Genomic DNA, 16669 nt, shown 5'->3' with positions numbered 1-16669 from the left:
TAAACGCGTTTCACACATATATATCCTGATCAGGTATGCAATTTTTAACCTTTAAGAAAACATCAACAAGATGAAAAGAAAACCCTTAATTTTCGCCGCTCTGGCCTCAGTTGCAATAATCAGCGCAGCTCTGGTAAGCTCTTGTAAGAAGGATGCAAGTGTAGCAGGCGATCGTGCATTGTCCGCAACCCAGGTAGTTCCTACCAGTTCCACACTGTCTGGTGTTTTAGGTACCGGTCATACTGTAGTTGATAGCATTCACCTGACCAGCAGCGTAGCCTGGCACCTGAGCGGTCTGGTATACGTAGATTCAGCAGACGTGCTGATCATTGATGCTGGTACTACTATCAGAGGTGATCTGAGCACAAGTTCTTCAGTACCTGGTGGTGGTCTGATTATCACCCGTGGTGCGAAGCTGCTTGCTCAGGGTACAGCTGCAAGCCCAATCGTATTCACATCTGCAGCTACTACCCCTGTTTCAGGTGACTGGTCTGGCGTTGTTATCTTAGGTAATGCGCCAACTAACCACAGTGGCCGTGTACAGGTAGAAGGTATCCCAACAAATCCTCCAGCTAATGCTACTTACGGTGGTACTGTTGGTACAAGCTGTTCTGACAACTCTGGTATTCTGACTTATGTTCGTATCGAGTATGCTGGTTATGAACTGTCAACTGATAACGAAATTAACGGTCTGACATTAGCTGGTGTTGGTTCCGGTACTACCATTAACCACGTAGAGGTTTACAAATCTAAAGATGACGCATTCGAATTCTTCGGTGGTTGCGTTAGCCCTTCTTATCTGATTGCTGTTGATGCGCTGGACGATATGTTCGATTTTGACAATGGTTTCTCTGGTTCAATTAGCTATGCTTTAGGTCTGTCTGATACTACCCGTGCGGACAAGAGCCAGTCTAACGGTATCGAAAGTGATAACAACGCAACTGGTGATTCTACTGCATCTCCTGTAACCCTGCCAGTAGTTAACCACATGACTATCGTAGGTGTAACTCCAACCCGTGCTTCTATCACCAATGGTCAGCCATCTGGTACTGGTAGCTATGGTCGTGCTGCTCACCTGAGAAGAAGTTCTCGTTTCAACATCCAGAACTCAGTATTCATGGGCTTCAACAAAGGATTCTCTCTGGATGGTACACTGGGTAATACACCATGTGCTTACTTCAGAGGTCTGTCTGCTCTGACTAACAACATTGTGCATGCATATGTTACTCCGTTCGGTACAGAAGGTTCAAGCCCTTGCTCTGTAACCCTGACCAGCGGTAACGTAGCTATTACCAATGCAAGCAATGCTAACGCAGCTATTCAGCTGGTAGCTCCGTTCTCAAGACCTACTACTGCTTCTGCTGCTAACTGGTTCCCTGCTTCTGCTGCAAGCCCTGCACAGGTGAAGGGTTCAGGTGCATTCTCTTTCGGTGGTACAGACTGGACTGCAGGTTGGTCTAGGTACTAATATCTTTCAGTTTCTATCATTCAAGTGTGGAGAGTTTTTCTCCACACTTGCTTTTAAAAAATAATCAACAAATGCTCAAGTTTACTTTATTTTTTTCATTGGCCGCGCTGACATTGATGACGGCTTGTAGAAAGGGGGATCCTGTTAAGGAATATGCTTTTGGTTCATTTTCTGCTGAAATGCTGGCATTGCCGGGTTCAGGTACATTAGATGTTTATGTCGGGGATAGCAAAGTAGGTTCCTTGTCCGGCGGAACTGCTATCGGAAATGCTTCTCCGCTGATGCTGACAGCCGGAAAATCAACAACTATTTCATTTAAAACAGCAGATAAGGATTCGGTGGTACTTGATACCATCATATCTGTTGGTGCAGGAGAAAAAGTGGGATTAAAAATCGCATATAGCGAGGCTTTGGGAATAAACGCATTTACCAGCGCAAGTGATGCGAGTGTAGGTGCTGATTCTACCGCATTTTTCCTCTTCAATGGCCTGCCTGAAGGTGCTGTGGCTGATGAAAAGGTAGATGCTTATCTGTTTAAACAAAATAAAACAGATGGAAATTTTGAAGAAACAGATATTGTGTGGAGAGATGTAGAGAGGGGAAAACTTCATCCAAATCTGACAACAATCAGGGTGACCGACGACGATGGTTCATCTATCATATATGCTATTAAAATAAAGAGTCAAACTACCGGAGAATTTATCATGGATGGTATTGGTTCAGAATATTTGTCTCCATACTTCGAGGCCGGCAAGCGTGAGATCATCACCTTGAATGCGCTTGATTTGGGAGGTTTGTATATGTACTTACCGGATTACGCTATCTATTAGTGAGCTGTTACAGCAGTTACTATTATGAAAACCCTAGTTTTATATATCGCTATTCTGCTCCTGCTGGCATCCTGCGATAAGGAGGATGCACCTCTTCAGTACACGAAGGAGGAAATCGTGCCCGTCAATGATACATTGCGGGGCGTATATAGTGCCAATACACTATTGACGAATGACCGCAATTGGTGTGTGAAGGGTTGGGTATATATTATCAATAGGTCTTCATTGCGCATAGAACCCGGAACGAAAATTAAGGTATTACCAGATCCTGCTGCCAAAAGCGGCGGCGGGATCATCATTGTTCGTGACTCAAAACTGGTGGCACAGGGTACTGCCGGTTTACCAATCAGATTTCAATTTACAGACACTGCTCATACCCGACTGAACGGGTTGATACTAATGGGAAACGCATTTCAGCGGAAATCATTTTTATTACCGGAGGGTAAAGAGCTGTCTTACGGCGGCGATTTGCCTGAAGATAGTTCAGGGGTCATTGATTATGTGGAGATGAAATTTCATCACATGGTGTCGCCCGGTATTTTATTCCTGGGGGTGGGCAGCAAAACTTGCATCGACCATGTTACCATGGATACAGGAGTTTCTATCATTACTGAAGGTTATAATGATCTTTGATAAATGTTTGATGCTGGTATACTGTTTCTACAGTATACACTTTATGTCTCTCAATAAGATATTTGAAGTTAGCATTAAAACAATCCCCATTTAGGAGCAAAAAAGTCGGCTGTATCTACAGCAGACTTTAATTATCTGCATATGATTATCTCCTTTTGCGCAGCCGGTATTTGTGAATTATAATAATGTCTGACCGTACCTGATTGGGTACGGATTTTTGCATTGCCATCGATAATGGAGATGGCTTTAGCGATGAGAGGATCAGTGTGATCACCCACCGTTTTCAATGGAAGTGCAGACATTTCATCGATGGTATAATCTGGAGAGATGCCACTGGTGTATCCGCCGGTACCTTTAGCATTGAACAGGTTGTAAGTAATGGGCATAAGGGTCCAGGGAATCCGGGTATCACTGATGATGACAGCTCCTTTATCTTTACCAAACGTTTTTTCGCCGATCTGAATTACCTGCATATAGGGCTTCAGCGAGTTGATGGTGAGCTCAGCTGCGGAAGCAGTCGCTTCGCCGGAAATTATAAATACCCGGGAGAGGGAGAGGCGTTTATCGGTCAGGGTGGAAAAAGAAATGGGGTTGCCGCTTTCGGGCACAGAAAGTGCAGATTTGTAGGTAACGTCTCTGTTGCCCAGGTGATTGTTTCCTGAATATTTTGCAAAGATACTTTGTTCTGTAATGCCCGGGGCGATCATGGCATTCACTAGAGCTGCAGCTGCAACACTGCCGCCGGGATTATAGCGCAGGTCAAGAATTAATTCTGATGCACCGGCGGCTTTGAAGGTCTGAAAGATTTGTTGCAAAGCAGTGTTATAGGTGTCGTTGAAGTAATTGTAAAACAGGTAGGCAACTATTTTGTCTTTCACCATAAAAGTATCCTGCTGGTAAATGGGATTTTCCCCCAGGCTCTGGGCGGGCAGGGTAATAGCAGCATCGTTGATGGTGAGGGTAGAAGAGCTCCCGGCCAGCATGGCGGTGGTCAACTCACTGGCATTGCTGCTGGTAAGTGGGGTACCATTGATGGCAGTGAAATAGTCGCCTCTTTTGATGCCGCTCAGGGCTGCAACAGAACCGGGAATAACGAGTTGGATAACGCCTTTGGGGCCATCCTGCTCAATAACTGAAAATAAGATGCCGTACTGGGACAGCATATATTTAGGATACGTGGAGTTGTCACTGGGTTTGTACAGGAAAGAAAAACGGTCTTCTGCGTTTTTCAGACTGGCAAAGTAATCAGTGGTGCTCAGGGTAGTATCTACAGTGGAAGGCAGTGTAGTATTCCAGAGATAGAAGTAGCGCATACTATCCAGTATCCACTTGTTGGTTTCACGCTGGGTGACAGGCCCGGTGGGTGTCACATCGGGTGCATCATCCTTGTGGCAGGCAGCAAAGAACAGTAATGCTGTCAGGGCAATGGTCGTTGTGCGGAGCATAAGAAAAAGGTTAATTGGGTGAGATCACATGTCGTAGTGGGCCATCATTTCGCGCCTGATGTATTGCAGGGCAAGATTCAGGTGGTTCCTGACCGTGGCGGGAGACAGGCTGAGTTGATCGGCTATTTCCTTGTAACTCTTGCCTTTATCTCTGCTGAGCAGGTAGATATTACGGCGTTGTTCCGGCATTCGTTCAATCACTTTCTGGATCTGTTCGCGGAATTCTTTGTGCAGTAAGGTCTGGTCATCTCTGTTGTCGGAGAGTGGTGGTTGGGCGGAAGAAATATGGGCAAGTGATTTCCTTTCCCGGTAAAGCTTCCGGGTTTCATCGATGACAATATGCTTGACAAAGACGAACAGCAGAGGAAATACATCCTGGTTGACCTGTACCTTATGTATGTTTTCCCATAACTTAATAAAACATTGTTGTGTCACCTCCTGTGCTCGTAGCCGGTCGTCAGTGAGTTTGAATGCGAACCTGTACACTTTTTCCCTGTTCGCTTCAAACAGCTGACCGAATAGAATCCTGGATGGGTTATCAGACATATAGTGTTGATATAAGGTTGCTAAAATGCGAAATAAATGTAAGCAGCATTTGTTACTTGAATGTTAAAGTTCGGAGGATTAAAATCTCTATCTACCTATTTAACCATTTTGTATACATTTGCTCCATGTTTACAGAACTTTGCAATCAAATATTTGATCAGAGCATTGCTGATTATCATGTACATAACAGCGTGTATCAACCTATCCTGAATCCCTATGAAAAAACTGCGATAGAGCACCTGTTATACCTGAAGAACTGGATTGACACTGTACAATGGCATCTGGAGGATATCATCCGGGATCCGTTAATAGATCCGGTAAAGGCATTGGAAATCAAGCGTTGGATTGATAAATCTAACCAGGAGCGTACAGATGTAGTAGAATATATTGATAGTTATTTCCTTGAAAAATATAAAGATGTAACGCCTGGTGCGGGCGCATCTATCAATACAGAAAGTCCGGCCTGGGCAGTAGACCGTTTGTCTATCCTGGCCCTGAAAATTTACCACATGCGGGAAGAAGCTACCCGTACAGATGCGACTCCTGCGCACCGGGAAGCATGCCAGCGTAAGCTGGATGTGCTGCTGGAGCAAAGGCGGGACCTGGGTACGGCTATCAACCAGCTGCTGGAAGATATTGCTGCCGGTAAAAAGTATATGAAGGTGTACAAGCAGATGAAGATGTACAACGATCCTTCTCTGAATCCTGTTCTCTACAAGAGCGCTTCCAATTAATTTATGAAGACATTACTGGCCATCCGTTTTTCGGCCATGGGCGATGTGGCAATGACGATTCCCGTCATGCAGCGGGTATTACAGGCTCATCCGGATGTGGAGATCGTGTTTGTGTCAAACAAGAACTGGGGGGCTTTGTGTGAAGGCATTCCCAGGTTACACTTTTTCCCGGCTGATCTGAAGGGGGCCCATAAGGGTGTGAAAGGGTTATACCGGCTTTTTAAGGCCTTGCGTGCGCAATATCGCATTGATGCGGTGGCAGATTTGCACCAGGTGCTGCGGTCGCAGATAGTAAGAACGTTTTTCCGTTTTACAGGGCGTAAGGTGGCGGTGATTGATAAGGGGCGCGCTGGTAAAAAGGCCCTGTCCCGCAAAGAGAATAAGGTATTGCAACCTTTGAGGAGTACAATAGAGCGGTATGCGGATGTGTTTCGTCAATTGGGGTATGCTGTGGATATGAGTGCGACGCCCCCGGTATTTGGAAAGCGTGATTTGCCGGCGGGTATGGAGGCGAAGGGAGATTTTAAATGGATCGGGCTGGCACCTTTTGCAACGTATAAAGAGAAAACCTACCCTTTTGATAAGGTAGCGGCATTGCTGGGGCAGTTAGTGGCGCGTGCGGACACAAAAGTATTACTGATGGGTGGTGGTGCAGGCGAGGTAGCAAAACTACAGAAACTGGCGGAGCGTTATCCACAGGCGATAGTGGTGGCGGGTAGATTCAAACTGCCGGAAGAGCTGGCTATTATCAGCCAGATGGATGTGATGATTAGTATGGATTCGGCTAATATGCACCTTGCTTCATTGTTTGGGGTGCCGGTGGTATCGGTGTGGGGAGCAACGCATCCTTTTGCAGGATTTATGGGGTATGGGCAGAAAATAGAAAAGGCGGCGCAGGTGGATTTATACTGTAGGCCGTGTAGTATTTTTGGCAATAAACCGTGTTTCAGAGGGGATCATGCGTGCATGGAGCAGCTGCCGGTGTCAGGAATAATAGAAAAGATTTAAAGGTTTTTTTGGTGGGTTGAGAAATTTTACTAATTTCGCCATCCCAAATCACGGTATTGTCCTATAGTATAATGGTAGTACATCTGATTTTGGTTCAGACTGTCTAGGTTCGAATCCTGGTAGGACAACAAAAAATGCCCGCTCATTGAGCGGGCATTTTTATTATTCGTAAGTCGCGACATCATACCTGGTGAATGCCATCTCCATTCCTGTCAGCTGTAAAGAATCTTACTTTGTTAACGCCGATATTAGTTACAGGGAGATTGGGCTACTGTTTTTATTAGGGATTTGATAAGGGGCAAAATGGAGTTTTTTTTTGAACTGAGCCAATTGTTCTTATCGGTTGTAATGCATAATTGGCAGGGGATTTTAGAGGGAATTTAAACCAAGTGATTTAGATACATTTTTAGGTACATTTGTTTTATGAAAATCGCTTTAGCCTCCCCGCCATTTCCATCATCGATACAAGATGGATTAACCTGGACTGAAAAGTTAGTAAAAGAAGCTGCTGACAAGCAAGCTGCTATTATTTGTTTCCCGGAATCGTTTATACCTGGTTATCCGGGTATGGGGTATACTCCTGAAGAGCGAACACCTGAAAAATTAAAAAGTGCTTTAGATCGGGTTTGCGCTATTGCCGCGGAAAATAAGGTAGCGATTGTGATGCCGATGGATTGGCATGCGGCAGAAGGTTTATTGAATGTAGCATTTGTGATAGATGCAAATGGGGAGATATTGGGTTATCAGACCAAAAATCAATTAGATCCTACAGAAGATGTAATGTGGGTACCGGGTACAACACGCAGTATTTTTGAAATAGATGGGGTGAAAATCGGGATTACGATCTGTCATGAAGGATTCAGGTATCCTGAGTCTGTGAGATGGGCGGCGCAGCAGGATGCAAAGATTGTATTCTTCCCGCATTTTGTAGGTAGTAATACAGAAGGTGTGTTGCCGACCGGGTGGGGAAGTGTAGAGAGTCCTTATTATGAGAAAGCCGTGATGTTGAGAGCAATGGAGAATACCATTTTTGTAGGGAGTTCTAATTATGCCTCAAAATATCCTGAAGCGGCGTCTTCGTTGATTGCGCCGGATGGTAAGTGTTTAGTGCATGGAGAGTATGGAAAGCCGGGAGTAGTGGTAGCAGAAATAGATCTTTCGTTGGCTACAGGGATGTTGGCAAAGCGGTTTAAGAATTGGTTATATGCATAGTGTTAAACGCAATGAATAAACTAAAGAATATAGTAACAATTATTGTCTTTTTAATGATGTTTGGTTATATCTTCTATAAGGCTGGTAAAAGGCAACTAACTGGATATTTAATTAAAGCATGATGCGCAGCGGGCCAGGGCCGTAATTATTGATGAGAAAAATTATATGGGTAATAGCCCTGTGAGCCATGAAGGCTCTTATTCATATGTCAATGGGGAAGCCTATAAAAATGATTCAAAAGACCCAAAATTACAGATAGGGAGACGCTGTAGATGTTGAGTACCCCAACCTTCCCACCCATAAATTCCCGCTTGCTAAATTACATACTACAACATTCATCTATGTATTTCCCCTATATATCGATAAATAAACATTCATTATCACCAATATATATTTTCCTTTACCTTCTATCAACTAATACTTTTGCTAAATACAATAATCTTCATATCTTACGGCCGTATTGTTATGTAAATGTTAAAATTCGGAAATCATAAGTAGTAAATTAAACTATTCGAACTGATACTTTAATAAACAGTGAAAATCCATGACGTAATGAAAATGAAACGGGGACACGTGCTCCATTGATTTTTTGACCTTAGCTGCGGGTATGATCTACAGGTTGGAGGTTAGATTTATTGACTGTTAAATTCCACTTCAATGAGCAAGATTAATCATGAACAATCACCTTAATTTCTATTAAATAAATAGGGAGAATGTTGGCGCATTCCCCCCTGTTTACAATCGAAATAAACCCAGTCTTGGCGGGCTGGATTCATCATCTCAATACATAAAATTATGAATTCTACAGTTATGGCTGTCCACAAAAAGTGGACGGCTGGATGGTTGTTTGTAGCACTTTTCCTAACTCTCTCATTTCCAGCAACAATGTTTGCTGCTACCTATGCTGATATCGTTATTAAAGGAAAGGTAGTTGACGAAGCCGGCGAACCTATGCAAGCCGTTTCTGTCGCAATTAAAGGAACAGCAAGAGGGACAACTACACAACAGGATGGTACATTTACCATCACCGCGGATGAAAATGCCGTTCTCATTTTCTCTTTCATAGGCTATGCTACCCAGGAAGTACCTGTAAACGGACAGGTTGAGCAGAATGTCACTTTAAAAAGGAATGCCAGCCAGCTCGACCAGGTAGTCGTAGTAGGTTATGGTACTCAGCGTAAAAGCCAGGTAGTAGGTTCCGTTGGTACTGTAAAAGGTAGCGAAATCACTAAGCAACCTGTATTGACTGCTGCTCAGGGCTTACAGGCAAAAACCAGTGGTGTACAGGTATCCGCTCAGGGTACTCCCGGCGCACAACCTCAGTTGCGCATCCGTGGTGTGAGCTCTATCACTGGCGACGCAAACCCTATCTATGTGGTGGATGGTATGATTACATCAGATATCACCAACATTAATAGTGCAGATATCGAATCTATCTCTGTACTGAAAGATGCATCTGCACAAGCTATTTACGGTTCCCGCGCTGGTAATGGTGTGGTACTGGTAACTACCAAGAAAGGTAAAATGGGTAAAATGAAAATCGGTTTCGATGTATACTCCGGTTTCAGAAGCCCTACCTCCAAAGTAAAAATGGCAGATGGTAAATCTTATGCCCAATATACAAACGAGGCGAATATCCGTGGCGGTGGTAGCGCTATCTTCGATGTAGATACTATCAATACCAACACCGACTGGTTCGATGAGATTACCCGCAAAGGTATTGTTCAGAACTATAACGTAAATATCAGTGGTGGTACCGAAAAAACTACTTACTTCTTCAGTGCCGGTTATTTTAAAGATAATGGCATCGTAAAAGGTAACGACTTCCAGCGTGGCGTTATTAGAATTAACAACGAATACAGGCTGGCTTCATGGTTGAAACTGGGTCATAACCTGAACGTAAGCATCTCCAAGACTAACAATAAAAACAACGAGTTCACCAATGCTTATCGCATGGCGCCATCTACTCCTGTTAAATACGCTGATGGCAGCTATGGCTTTGAACAAAACCTGAGCGTGGCAAACCCTGTTGCTGACCTGAACTATACTACAGATTATCTGAACACTGTAAGGTTACAGGGTAATGCATACCTCGACTTCTCTCCAATCAGAGGTCTGAACCTGCACAGCAGCTTCAACTTTGACAGGCGTAATAACAACGCAACTGTTTATACTCCTGCTTACTTCATCTGGAGCGGTCAGAAAAATGACTCTTCTATCCTGAAAATGGGCCGTGGTAACAGTTTCTACTATATCGTAGACAATAACCTGACTTACAACCATACTTTCAATGATAAACATGAGTTGTCAGTAACAGTAGGTTACTCTGCAGAACATAACAAAGGCGATTCCCTGAATGCTTCTGTAAAAGGTGTACCTAACAGACGTAACCTCTGGTACCTGGATCAGGGTGACCTGACCAACGTAACTATCTTCAACTATGGTCAACTCGTGCAGAGAGCTTCTGCATATGGTCGTCTGACTTATACCTACGATCGTAAGTATAACGTGAGTGGTAGCGCCAGAAGAGATGGTTCCAGCAACTTCCCTGTTGGTAACAAATGGGGTACTTTCTATTCTGCAGGTCTCTCCTGGATCGTGACAGAAGAAGGCTTCATGAAAGACCAGAATATCTTCGACGACCTGAAAGTAAGAGTTGGTTATGGCCGTGTAGGTAATGATAACCTGAATAACCTGGGTGTACTGAGAGGTATTAGTATCCAGGAATATTATTATAATTTTGGTGGTAACGCATATTCTCCTCAGCAGGCAATTACTTACGACCAGCTCAAAGATGCCAATGCTACCTGGGAGCCAACTACAGGTGTGGATGCGGGTCTTGAATTTACAGTACTGGACAGAAAGCTGACCGGTAGTGTGAACTACTATAACAAGAAAACGCAGGCATATGTAAACGTTACAGTGCCTAGTACATTGGGCGATGCTGATCAGATAGTATATTCAAGAGCTGCTGATGTAAGAAACAAAGGCGTGGAAGTCACCCTGAACTGGAACCAGAAAGTAAACAAAGACTTTTCTTATTTCGTAGGTGGTAACATCACTTTCAATAAAAACAATGTTGATAAAGTAAGAGGTAACCTGCAGCTGAAGAGCGGTAGCCTGGGCAATGGCCAGATTGTAACTTATACAGTAGCAAACAGAGAAATAGGTAGCTTCTGGGTATATCAAACAGATGGTATTTACCAGAATCAGAGTGAAATCGACAACTCTGCACACATCACTGGTGCTACTGTAGGTGATTTTAAATACAAAGACAATAACGGCGACGGTGTTATCGATGATAACGACAGAATCTTTGTAGGTTCTTATCAGCCTAAAGTATACTACGGTATCAACGCCGGTTTCAACTTCAAACAGTGGGACTTCTCTATTGATTGCTATGGTAACTCCGGAAACAAAGTATTCAATGGTAAGAAAGCAGTACGCCTGGGTAATGATAACGTAGAGGCTAAAGTAGCCAGCGGTCGTTGGACTTCTACCAACACTACTACTGCTATTCCAAGAGCTTCCAATGCTATCCCAACTCCATCTACCTACTTCGTGGAATCCGGTTCATTCTTCCGTATCAACAATATCACTGTTGGATACAATGTACCTGTACAAAGCAGGGCTGGCATCAGCAACCTGCGCGTGTTTGCTACTGCACAGAACCCTGTTATCTTCAAGAAGTATAGTGGTTATACACCTGAATTGCCCGGTACTGCTGTTGACTCTGGTATAGAGCTGAACATCTATCCAATCACATCTACCTACATGGCAGGTTTTAATCTCACTTTCTAATTGTCTAAATGTGCGAAACATGAAAAAGTTTAGTTTATTCATCATAACGGTAGGTGCTGTTCTTATTTCAATGAGTGCCTGCAAAAAAGATTGGTTAAACCCTGATCCGGAAGACCAGTTGACTGAATCAGATTCTATTTATAACAATAATGCGAACGCTACCAAATTTGTAAATGCTTGTTATACCAACCTGCTCACCTGGGCAGAAACCAGCTTTTCATGGGTAGGTGTAAGCAGCATCACATCTGACGATGCTGATAAGGGTAGTTCTTCAGGTGATAACGGTTCTGATAAAGACCAGATGGATGCTATCACTTACACTGCTACCTCTGGTAGCGTGAGCGATGCATGGAAAGGTAACTACCAGGGTGTATCCAACTGTAACCAGGCCCTGGCAAACATTCCTAAGTTTACTACACTGGATGCTGCTACAGCAACTCAACTGAAAGGGGAGGCCCGTTTCCTGAGAGCGTTTTATTACTTTAACCTGATCAGACTTTTTGGCAATATCCCATTAGTAGACACAGTATTGAATGCAGATGATCCTGCTTCTCTTGCAAAAGGTAACACACAGGTAGCTGCTACAGAAATCTATGCATTCATTGAATCAGACCTGAACTATGCTATCAGCGCATTACCTACTGTTGATAACCAGGCGTCAAAAGACATCGGCCGTGCTAACAAAGGTGCAGCTACTGCACTGTTGGCTAAGGTAAGTCTGTATGAAAAGAAATATCAGCAGGCATATGACCTCACTAATCAGATCCTCACTGGTGCTGTTGGTTCTTATGCTTTGGTAAGTGACTATAGCAAAATCTGGCGTGAAGTTGGTGAAAACAGCTCCGAATCACTGTTCGAAGTTCAAGGGAAATCCGGTAGCCCTAAGGCGGGTGTACAGCAATATTCTGTCATCCAGGCTATTCGTGGTGGTACCTTTGCCGGTGTAACTACTGCTTATACTGGTTGGGGTTTCAATACACCTAGTGAAGATCTGGACAACTCATATGAAGCAGGCGACTTGCGTAAGAAGGCTACTATCATTCACGTAGGCGATACCCTGTTTGATGGTGTGATTTTGAAAAGCGCTGTTAACGACCGTTACAACTACAAAGCTTATGTAAGCCAGACCCAGGAAACATATAGCGGCGATGCGGATCTGACTAACAAGAATGTGCGTATTCTGCGTATGGGTGAAATGTACCTGATCAATGCAGAAGCTGCCAATGAATTGGGTAATACCGCTACTGCAGTCACTTCTCTGGACAAAGTACGTAACCGTGCCGGTCTGGCAAATACCACAGCTGCTTCACAAACCGATCTGCGCACAGCGATCTGGAATGAAAGAAGATGGGAACTGGCTATGGAACATGACCGTTTCTTTGATCTGATCAGACAAGGTCGTGCAGGTACCGTACTGCGTGCATTGGGTAAGAGCTTCGTAGATGGTAAAAATGAAGTATTTCCAATTCCTCAGGGTGAAATCAGCGCCAGCGGCAATGCTTTGAAACAGAATAGCGGATACTAATGAAGAATTTATTAGTGGTCACCTACAGCTTACTCCTGCTCTGGACGGCTGTTAGTTGTAAAAAAGAGCAAAACGTTACGGAGTCCCCCACGGACTCCGTAACTACTTCTATACCAGATCTCACTATCATGAATGAGGTGCAGAAAGCCAGCTTTGGGTACTTTTGGGATGGAGCACATACCAGCTCCGGAATGGCTTTAGAGCGCAGCAGCAGCGGAGACGTAGTCACTACAGGAGGTACCGGTTTCGGTATAGCAGGTATTGTAGCAGCTACTTCCAGGGGTTGGATCTCCCGCACTGATGCAGTCAACCGATTACGTATCATCTGCAATTTTCTGGCAGCTGCCGATCGTTTCCACGGCGCCTGGCCCCACTGGCTCAATGGCGCTACCGGAAAGGTGCAGCCTTTCAGTACTTATGATAACGGTGGCGACCTGGTGGAAACAGCATTTTTAGTGAACGGCCTCCTCATTGCCCGGGCATACTTCACCGGTTCAGATACGGCTGAGACCCATCTCAGGAACACCATCACCACCCTTTATGAAGGTGTAGAGTGGAACTGGTACGCCAGCAGGGGCGATAATAAACTCTACTGGCACTGGAGTCCGGATTATGACTGGACCATGAACATGCCTGTCACTGGCTGGAATGAAGCACTTATCACATACGTGCTCGCAGTCGCTTCGCCTACACATCCCATTGACGTAAGCGTTTATAATAACACCTGGATTACTTCCGGCTTTGGAGTACAAAATACTTATCAGGGTTACACCGTCTCAATTTCAAGTAATAACTACATCGGCCCATTGTTTTTCTCTCATTATTCTTTCATTGGGTTAGATCCCCGTCAGCTGGAAGATAACTACACCAATTACTGGCAGCAGGTAGTCAAACATGTAATGATCAACAGATCTTATTGCATATATGGCGCTCCGTCTACCTACGGTTATAGTGCTACCTTATGGGGATTAACGGCCAGCGACGGACCTGATGGCTACAATGCTTTTCAGCCTGCCAGCGACAATGGTACGATAGCGCCGACAGCCGCTTTATCTTCCATTGCATACACACCTTATTATTCATTGCAGGTGATGCGTAACCTGTACGAAAATAAGAAAGCACTGTATGGTAAGTATGGTTTTTACGATGCATTAAATGTAAGCAGAAGCTGGATGGACAATGAATACCTTGCCATCGATCAGGGACCCATCGTAGCGATGATTGAAAACTATCGTAGCGGTCTGTTGTGGAATTTGTTTATGAATATCTCTGAAGTAAAAACTTCACTAAGTCAGTTAGGATTTCACACACCCGTGCGTAGCACAGGGTTTTACCTGTCTGTTCCCGAAGTAGAAAACAAAGTGGTAGATTTGGTGAAACATCCGGATGTGGGCACTTACCAGCTGGATGTATACATGACCACGGCCGGTACTTTCACACTTGAAAAAACAGATGGTACCGTAGTGAGCACTACTTCGCTCAATGCTGGTAGTACACAGGTCACATTCAATACGTCGGCGGGAAAATATACAGCAAGGTTAAAAGGTAGTTCAGATAATATAATACAGGTAGTTCAACTTCATTAACATGAGAACATTACTATTTGCAGGATTGGTCGCGCTGGTGGCAAATACAGGTTGTCATCAGGCAAACAAATCCGCTTCAAAAGACACATTGGTAGATACGACATTGACTACCGATTCTATTTTCAACTTAGTACAGAAGCAAACTTTCGAGTACTTCTGGGATGGAGCAGAACCGCATAGCGGACTAGCCAGGGAGCGCTATCATGTGGATGGCAACTACCCCGAGCATGATCAGAATGTGGTGACTACAGGTGGTTCCGGGTTTGGTATTATGTCCATCCTGGTGGGTATTGAAAGAGGGTATATCACCCGTCAGCAAGGGTTTGAACGTTTATCGCATATTGTTGATTTCCTGGAAAAGGCAGACCGTTTTCATGGCGCATGGCCGCACTGGATCTATGGTGAGACGGGTAAGGTAAAACCTTTCGGACAGAAGGATAATGGGGGCGACCTGGTGGAAACAGCCTTTATGATGCAGGGCTTGCTCTGTGTAAGACAGTATTTTGCCAATGGCAATGAGCAGGAAAAAGCACTGGCTGCAAAGATCAATAAACTGTGGGAAGAAGTAGAGTGGAGTTGGTACCGTAATGGTAAAAATGTGCTCTACTGGCATTGGTCTCCAACCTATGAATGGCAGATGAACTTTGCTGTGACAGGGTATAATGAGTGCCTGATCATGTATGTGCTGGCAGCTTCTTCACCGACCTATGGTATTCCTGCTGAGGTTTATCATGAAGGATGGGCAAAGGGTGGTAAGATTAAAGACAGTGTAAATGCATATGGTTATACACTGAAACTGCATCATAATTATGCACGTGAGTTAGGTGGTCCATTGTTCTGGGCGCATTATTCTTATTTAGGTCTTGATCCGCATGGACTGAAAGATAAGTATGCTGATTACTGGGAGCATAATGTAAACCAGGTGCTGATCGACAGAGAATGGTGTATAGAAAATCCCAAACACTTTAAGGGCTATGGTGCAGATAGCTGGGGATTGACTGCAAGCTATTCTGTGAGTGGTTATGCGGCCCATGCACCGGGTAAGGAAACTGATTTAGGGGTGATTTCACCAACAGCTGCTTTGTCTTCTATGCCTTATACACCAGAGTATTCCAAACAGGCAATGGTACATTGGTATAAGAACTATGAGGGGAAGCTGTTTGGAAAATATGGTTTTTATGATGCATTCAGCGAGACAGATAACTGGTACCCACAAAAATACCTCGCTATCGATCAGGGGCCAGAAGTGGTGATGATGGAGAACTATAGGAGTGCGTTGTTATGGAAGTTGTTTATGAGTTGCCCGGAAGTGCAGGGCGGGTTGAAGAAACTTGGCTTCGAGAGCCCGTATATAAAATAAACGAGCGGTAAACTTTTGCCTCTGGCAAAAGTTTACCGCTCGCGCTTTTTGAAAGTTCTGCCTTTGGCAGAACTTTCAAAAAGCCTTAATTAAACAGTCTTTTTCGCATCAACATACATGCTCCAATCACCCCTGCCTTATCTCCCAGTTGAGACAACCGTAACTTCGTATCACTATTCACCAAACTCAAACTAAACTTCTTTATCGCACTCTTCACCGGCAAATACAAACTATCTCCCGTCGCCGCCATACTACCTCCCAAAATAATCAACTCCGGATTAAAAATATTAATCAACACCGCAATCGCCTTTCCCAACTTCTCCCCAATCTCCTCAATCAACTCCATCGCCAGGGTATCATCATTAATCGCCGCATCTATAATATGCTCCATCGTAATATCCTCCATCTGTGTCACCTTCCCTGTCACAGACGATGTAGCTCCTTCTTTCAATCTCTTCACAAAGAAAGTCGTCAATGCCTTCCCTGAAGTCTCCGTTTCCAAACACCCCTTCTTCCCACAC

Annotated in this window: 13 protein-coding genes and 1 tRNA gene; 11 read left to right on the top strand and 3 right to left on the bottom strand. The window is 44.3% G+C overall.

Features of this window, described 5'->3' with window-relative positions; genetic code table 11:
- Positions 1-70 precede the first annotated feature (70 nt).
- The 3 genes from ABDW16_RS05295 to ABDW16_RS05285 are packed head-to-tail and all read left to right on the top strand — an operon-like array spanning position 71 to position 2931.
- Entirely contained in the window at positions 71-1468 is a 1398-nt protein-coding gene (locus ABDW16_RS05295; RefSeq protein ID WP_343668219.1) for a hypothetical protein, read from the top strand.
- 26 nt (positions 1469-1494) lie between these two features.
- Entirely contained in the window at positions 1495-2298 is an 804-nt protein-coding gene (locus ABDW16_RS05290) for a hypothetical protein (protein WP_343668217.1), read from the top strand.
- Between the two features lie 24 nt (positions 2299-2322).
- Positions 2323-2931, top strand: coding sequence for a hypothetical protein (locus tag ABDW16_RS05285; protein WP_343668215.1), 609 nt, complete (start codon positions 2323-2325; stop codon positions 2929-2931).
- A gap of 131 nt (positions 2932-3062) precedes the next feature.
- Here ABDW16_RS05285 and ABDW16_RS05280 read toward each other — a convergent pair whose 3' ends face one another.
- On the bottom strand, positions 3063-4376 hold the full coding sequence (locus ABDW16_RS05280) for a S41 family peptidase (RefSeq protein ID WP_343668214.1): 1314 nt from the start codon (positions 4374-4376) through the stop codon (positions 3063-3065).
- Positions 4377-4400: 24 nt separating this feature from the next.
- Complete coding sequence (locus tag ABDW16_RS05275; protein ID WP_343668212.1) at positions 4401-4922, bottom strand: RNA polymerase sigma-70 factor; 522 nt, start codon at positions 4920-4922, stop codon at positions 4401-4403.
- 125 nt (positions 4923-5047) lie between these two features.
- Here ABDW16_RS05275 and ABDW16_RS05270 point away from each other — a divergent pair, with 125 nt between their 5' ends.
- The 8 genes from ABDW16_RS05270 (at position 5048) to ABDW16_RS05235 (ending at position 16148) form a co-directional block, all read left to right on the top strand.
- A complete protein-coding gene (locus ABDW16_RS05270) occupies positions 5048-5656 on the top strand; it encodes a DUF4254 domain-containing protein (protein WP_343668210.1) in 609 nt (202 codons plus the stop codon).
- 3 nt (positions 5657-5659) lie between these two features.
- Positions 5660-6664, top strand: a complete 1005-nt coding sequence (locus ABDW16_RS05265) for a glycosyltransferase family 9 protein (protein WP_343668209.1) — start codon at positions 5660-5662, stop codon at positions 6662-6664.
- A gap of 57 nt (positions 6665-6721) precedes the next feature.
- Positions 6722-6792: transfer RNA gene (locus ABDW16_RS05260), tRNA-Gln, on the top strand.
- Between the two features lie 295 nt (positions 6793-7087).
- Positions 7088-7876: a carbon-nitrogen hydrolase family protein gene (locus ABDW16_RS05255; protein ID WP_343668208.1), complete on the top strand. Its 789-nt coding sequence runs from the start codon at positions 7088-7090 to the stop codon at positions 7874-7876.
- Positions 7877-8686: 810 nt separating this feature from the next.
- On the top strand, positions 8687-11677 hold the full coding sequence (locus tag ABDW16_RS05250; RefSeq protein WP_343668207.1) for a TonB-dependent receptor: 2991 nt from the start codon (positions 8687-8689) through the stop codon (positions 11675-11677).
- 19 nt (positions 11678-11696) lie between these two features.
- Complete coding sequence (locus ABDW16_RS05245) at positions 11697-13202, top strand: RagB/SusD family nutrient uptake outer membrane protein (RefSeq protein ID WP_343668206.1); 1506 nt, start codon at positions 11697-11699, stop codon at positions 13200-13202.
- On the top strand, positions 13202-14788 hold the full coding sequence (locus ABDW16_RS05240; RefSeq protein WP_343668205.1) for a glucoamylase family protein: 1587 nt from the start codon (positions 13202-13204) through the stop codon (positions 14786-14788). Before ABDW16_RS05245 ends, ABDW16_RS05240 begins: the two co-directional genes overlap by 1 nt.
- 1 nt (position 14789) lies before the next feature.
- Positions 14790-16148 carry a glucoamylase family protein gene (locus ABDW16_RS05235; RefSeq protein WP_343668204.1) on the top strand — a complete coding sequence of 453 codons (1359 nt, stop codon included), beginning with the start codon at positions 14790-14792 and terminating at the stop codon, positions 16146-16148.
- A gap of 85 nt (positions 16149-16233) precedes the next feature.
- Here the strand turns inward: ABDW16_RS05235 and ABDW16_RS05230 are convergent.
- The coding region (locus ABDW16_RS05230; RefSeq protein ID WP_343668203.1) for an ROK family protein at positions 16234-16669 on the bottom strand (436 nt) is incomplete at its 5' end.

Origin of the sequence: Chitinophaga sp., from assembly GCF_039596135.1 — a bacterium.
Taxonomy (GTDB): domain Bacteria; phylum Bacteroidota; class Bacteroidia; order Chitinophagales; family Chitinophagaceae; genus Chitinophaga.
The sequence above is the reverse complement of the archived record's forward strand: the minus strand, read 5'-3'. Positions and strand labels throughout refer to the sequence as shown.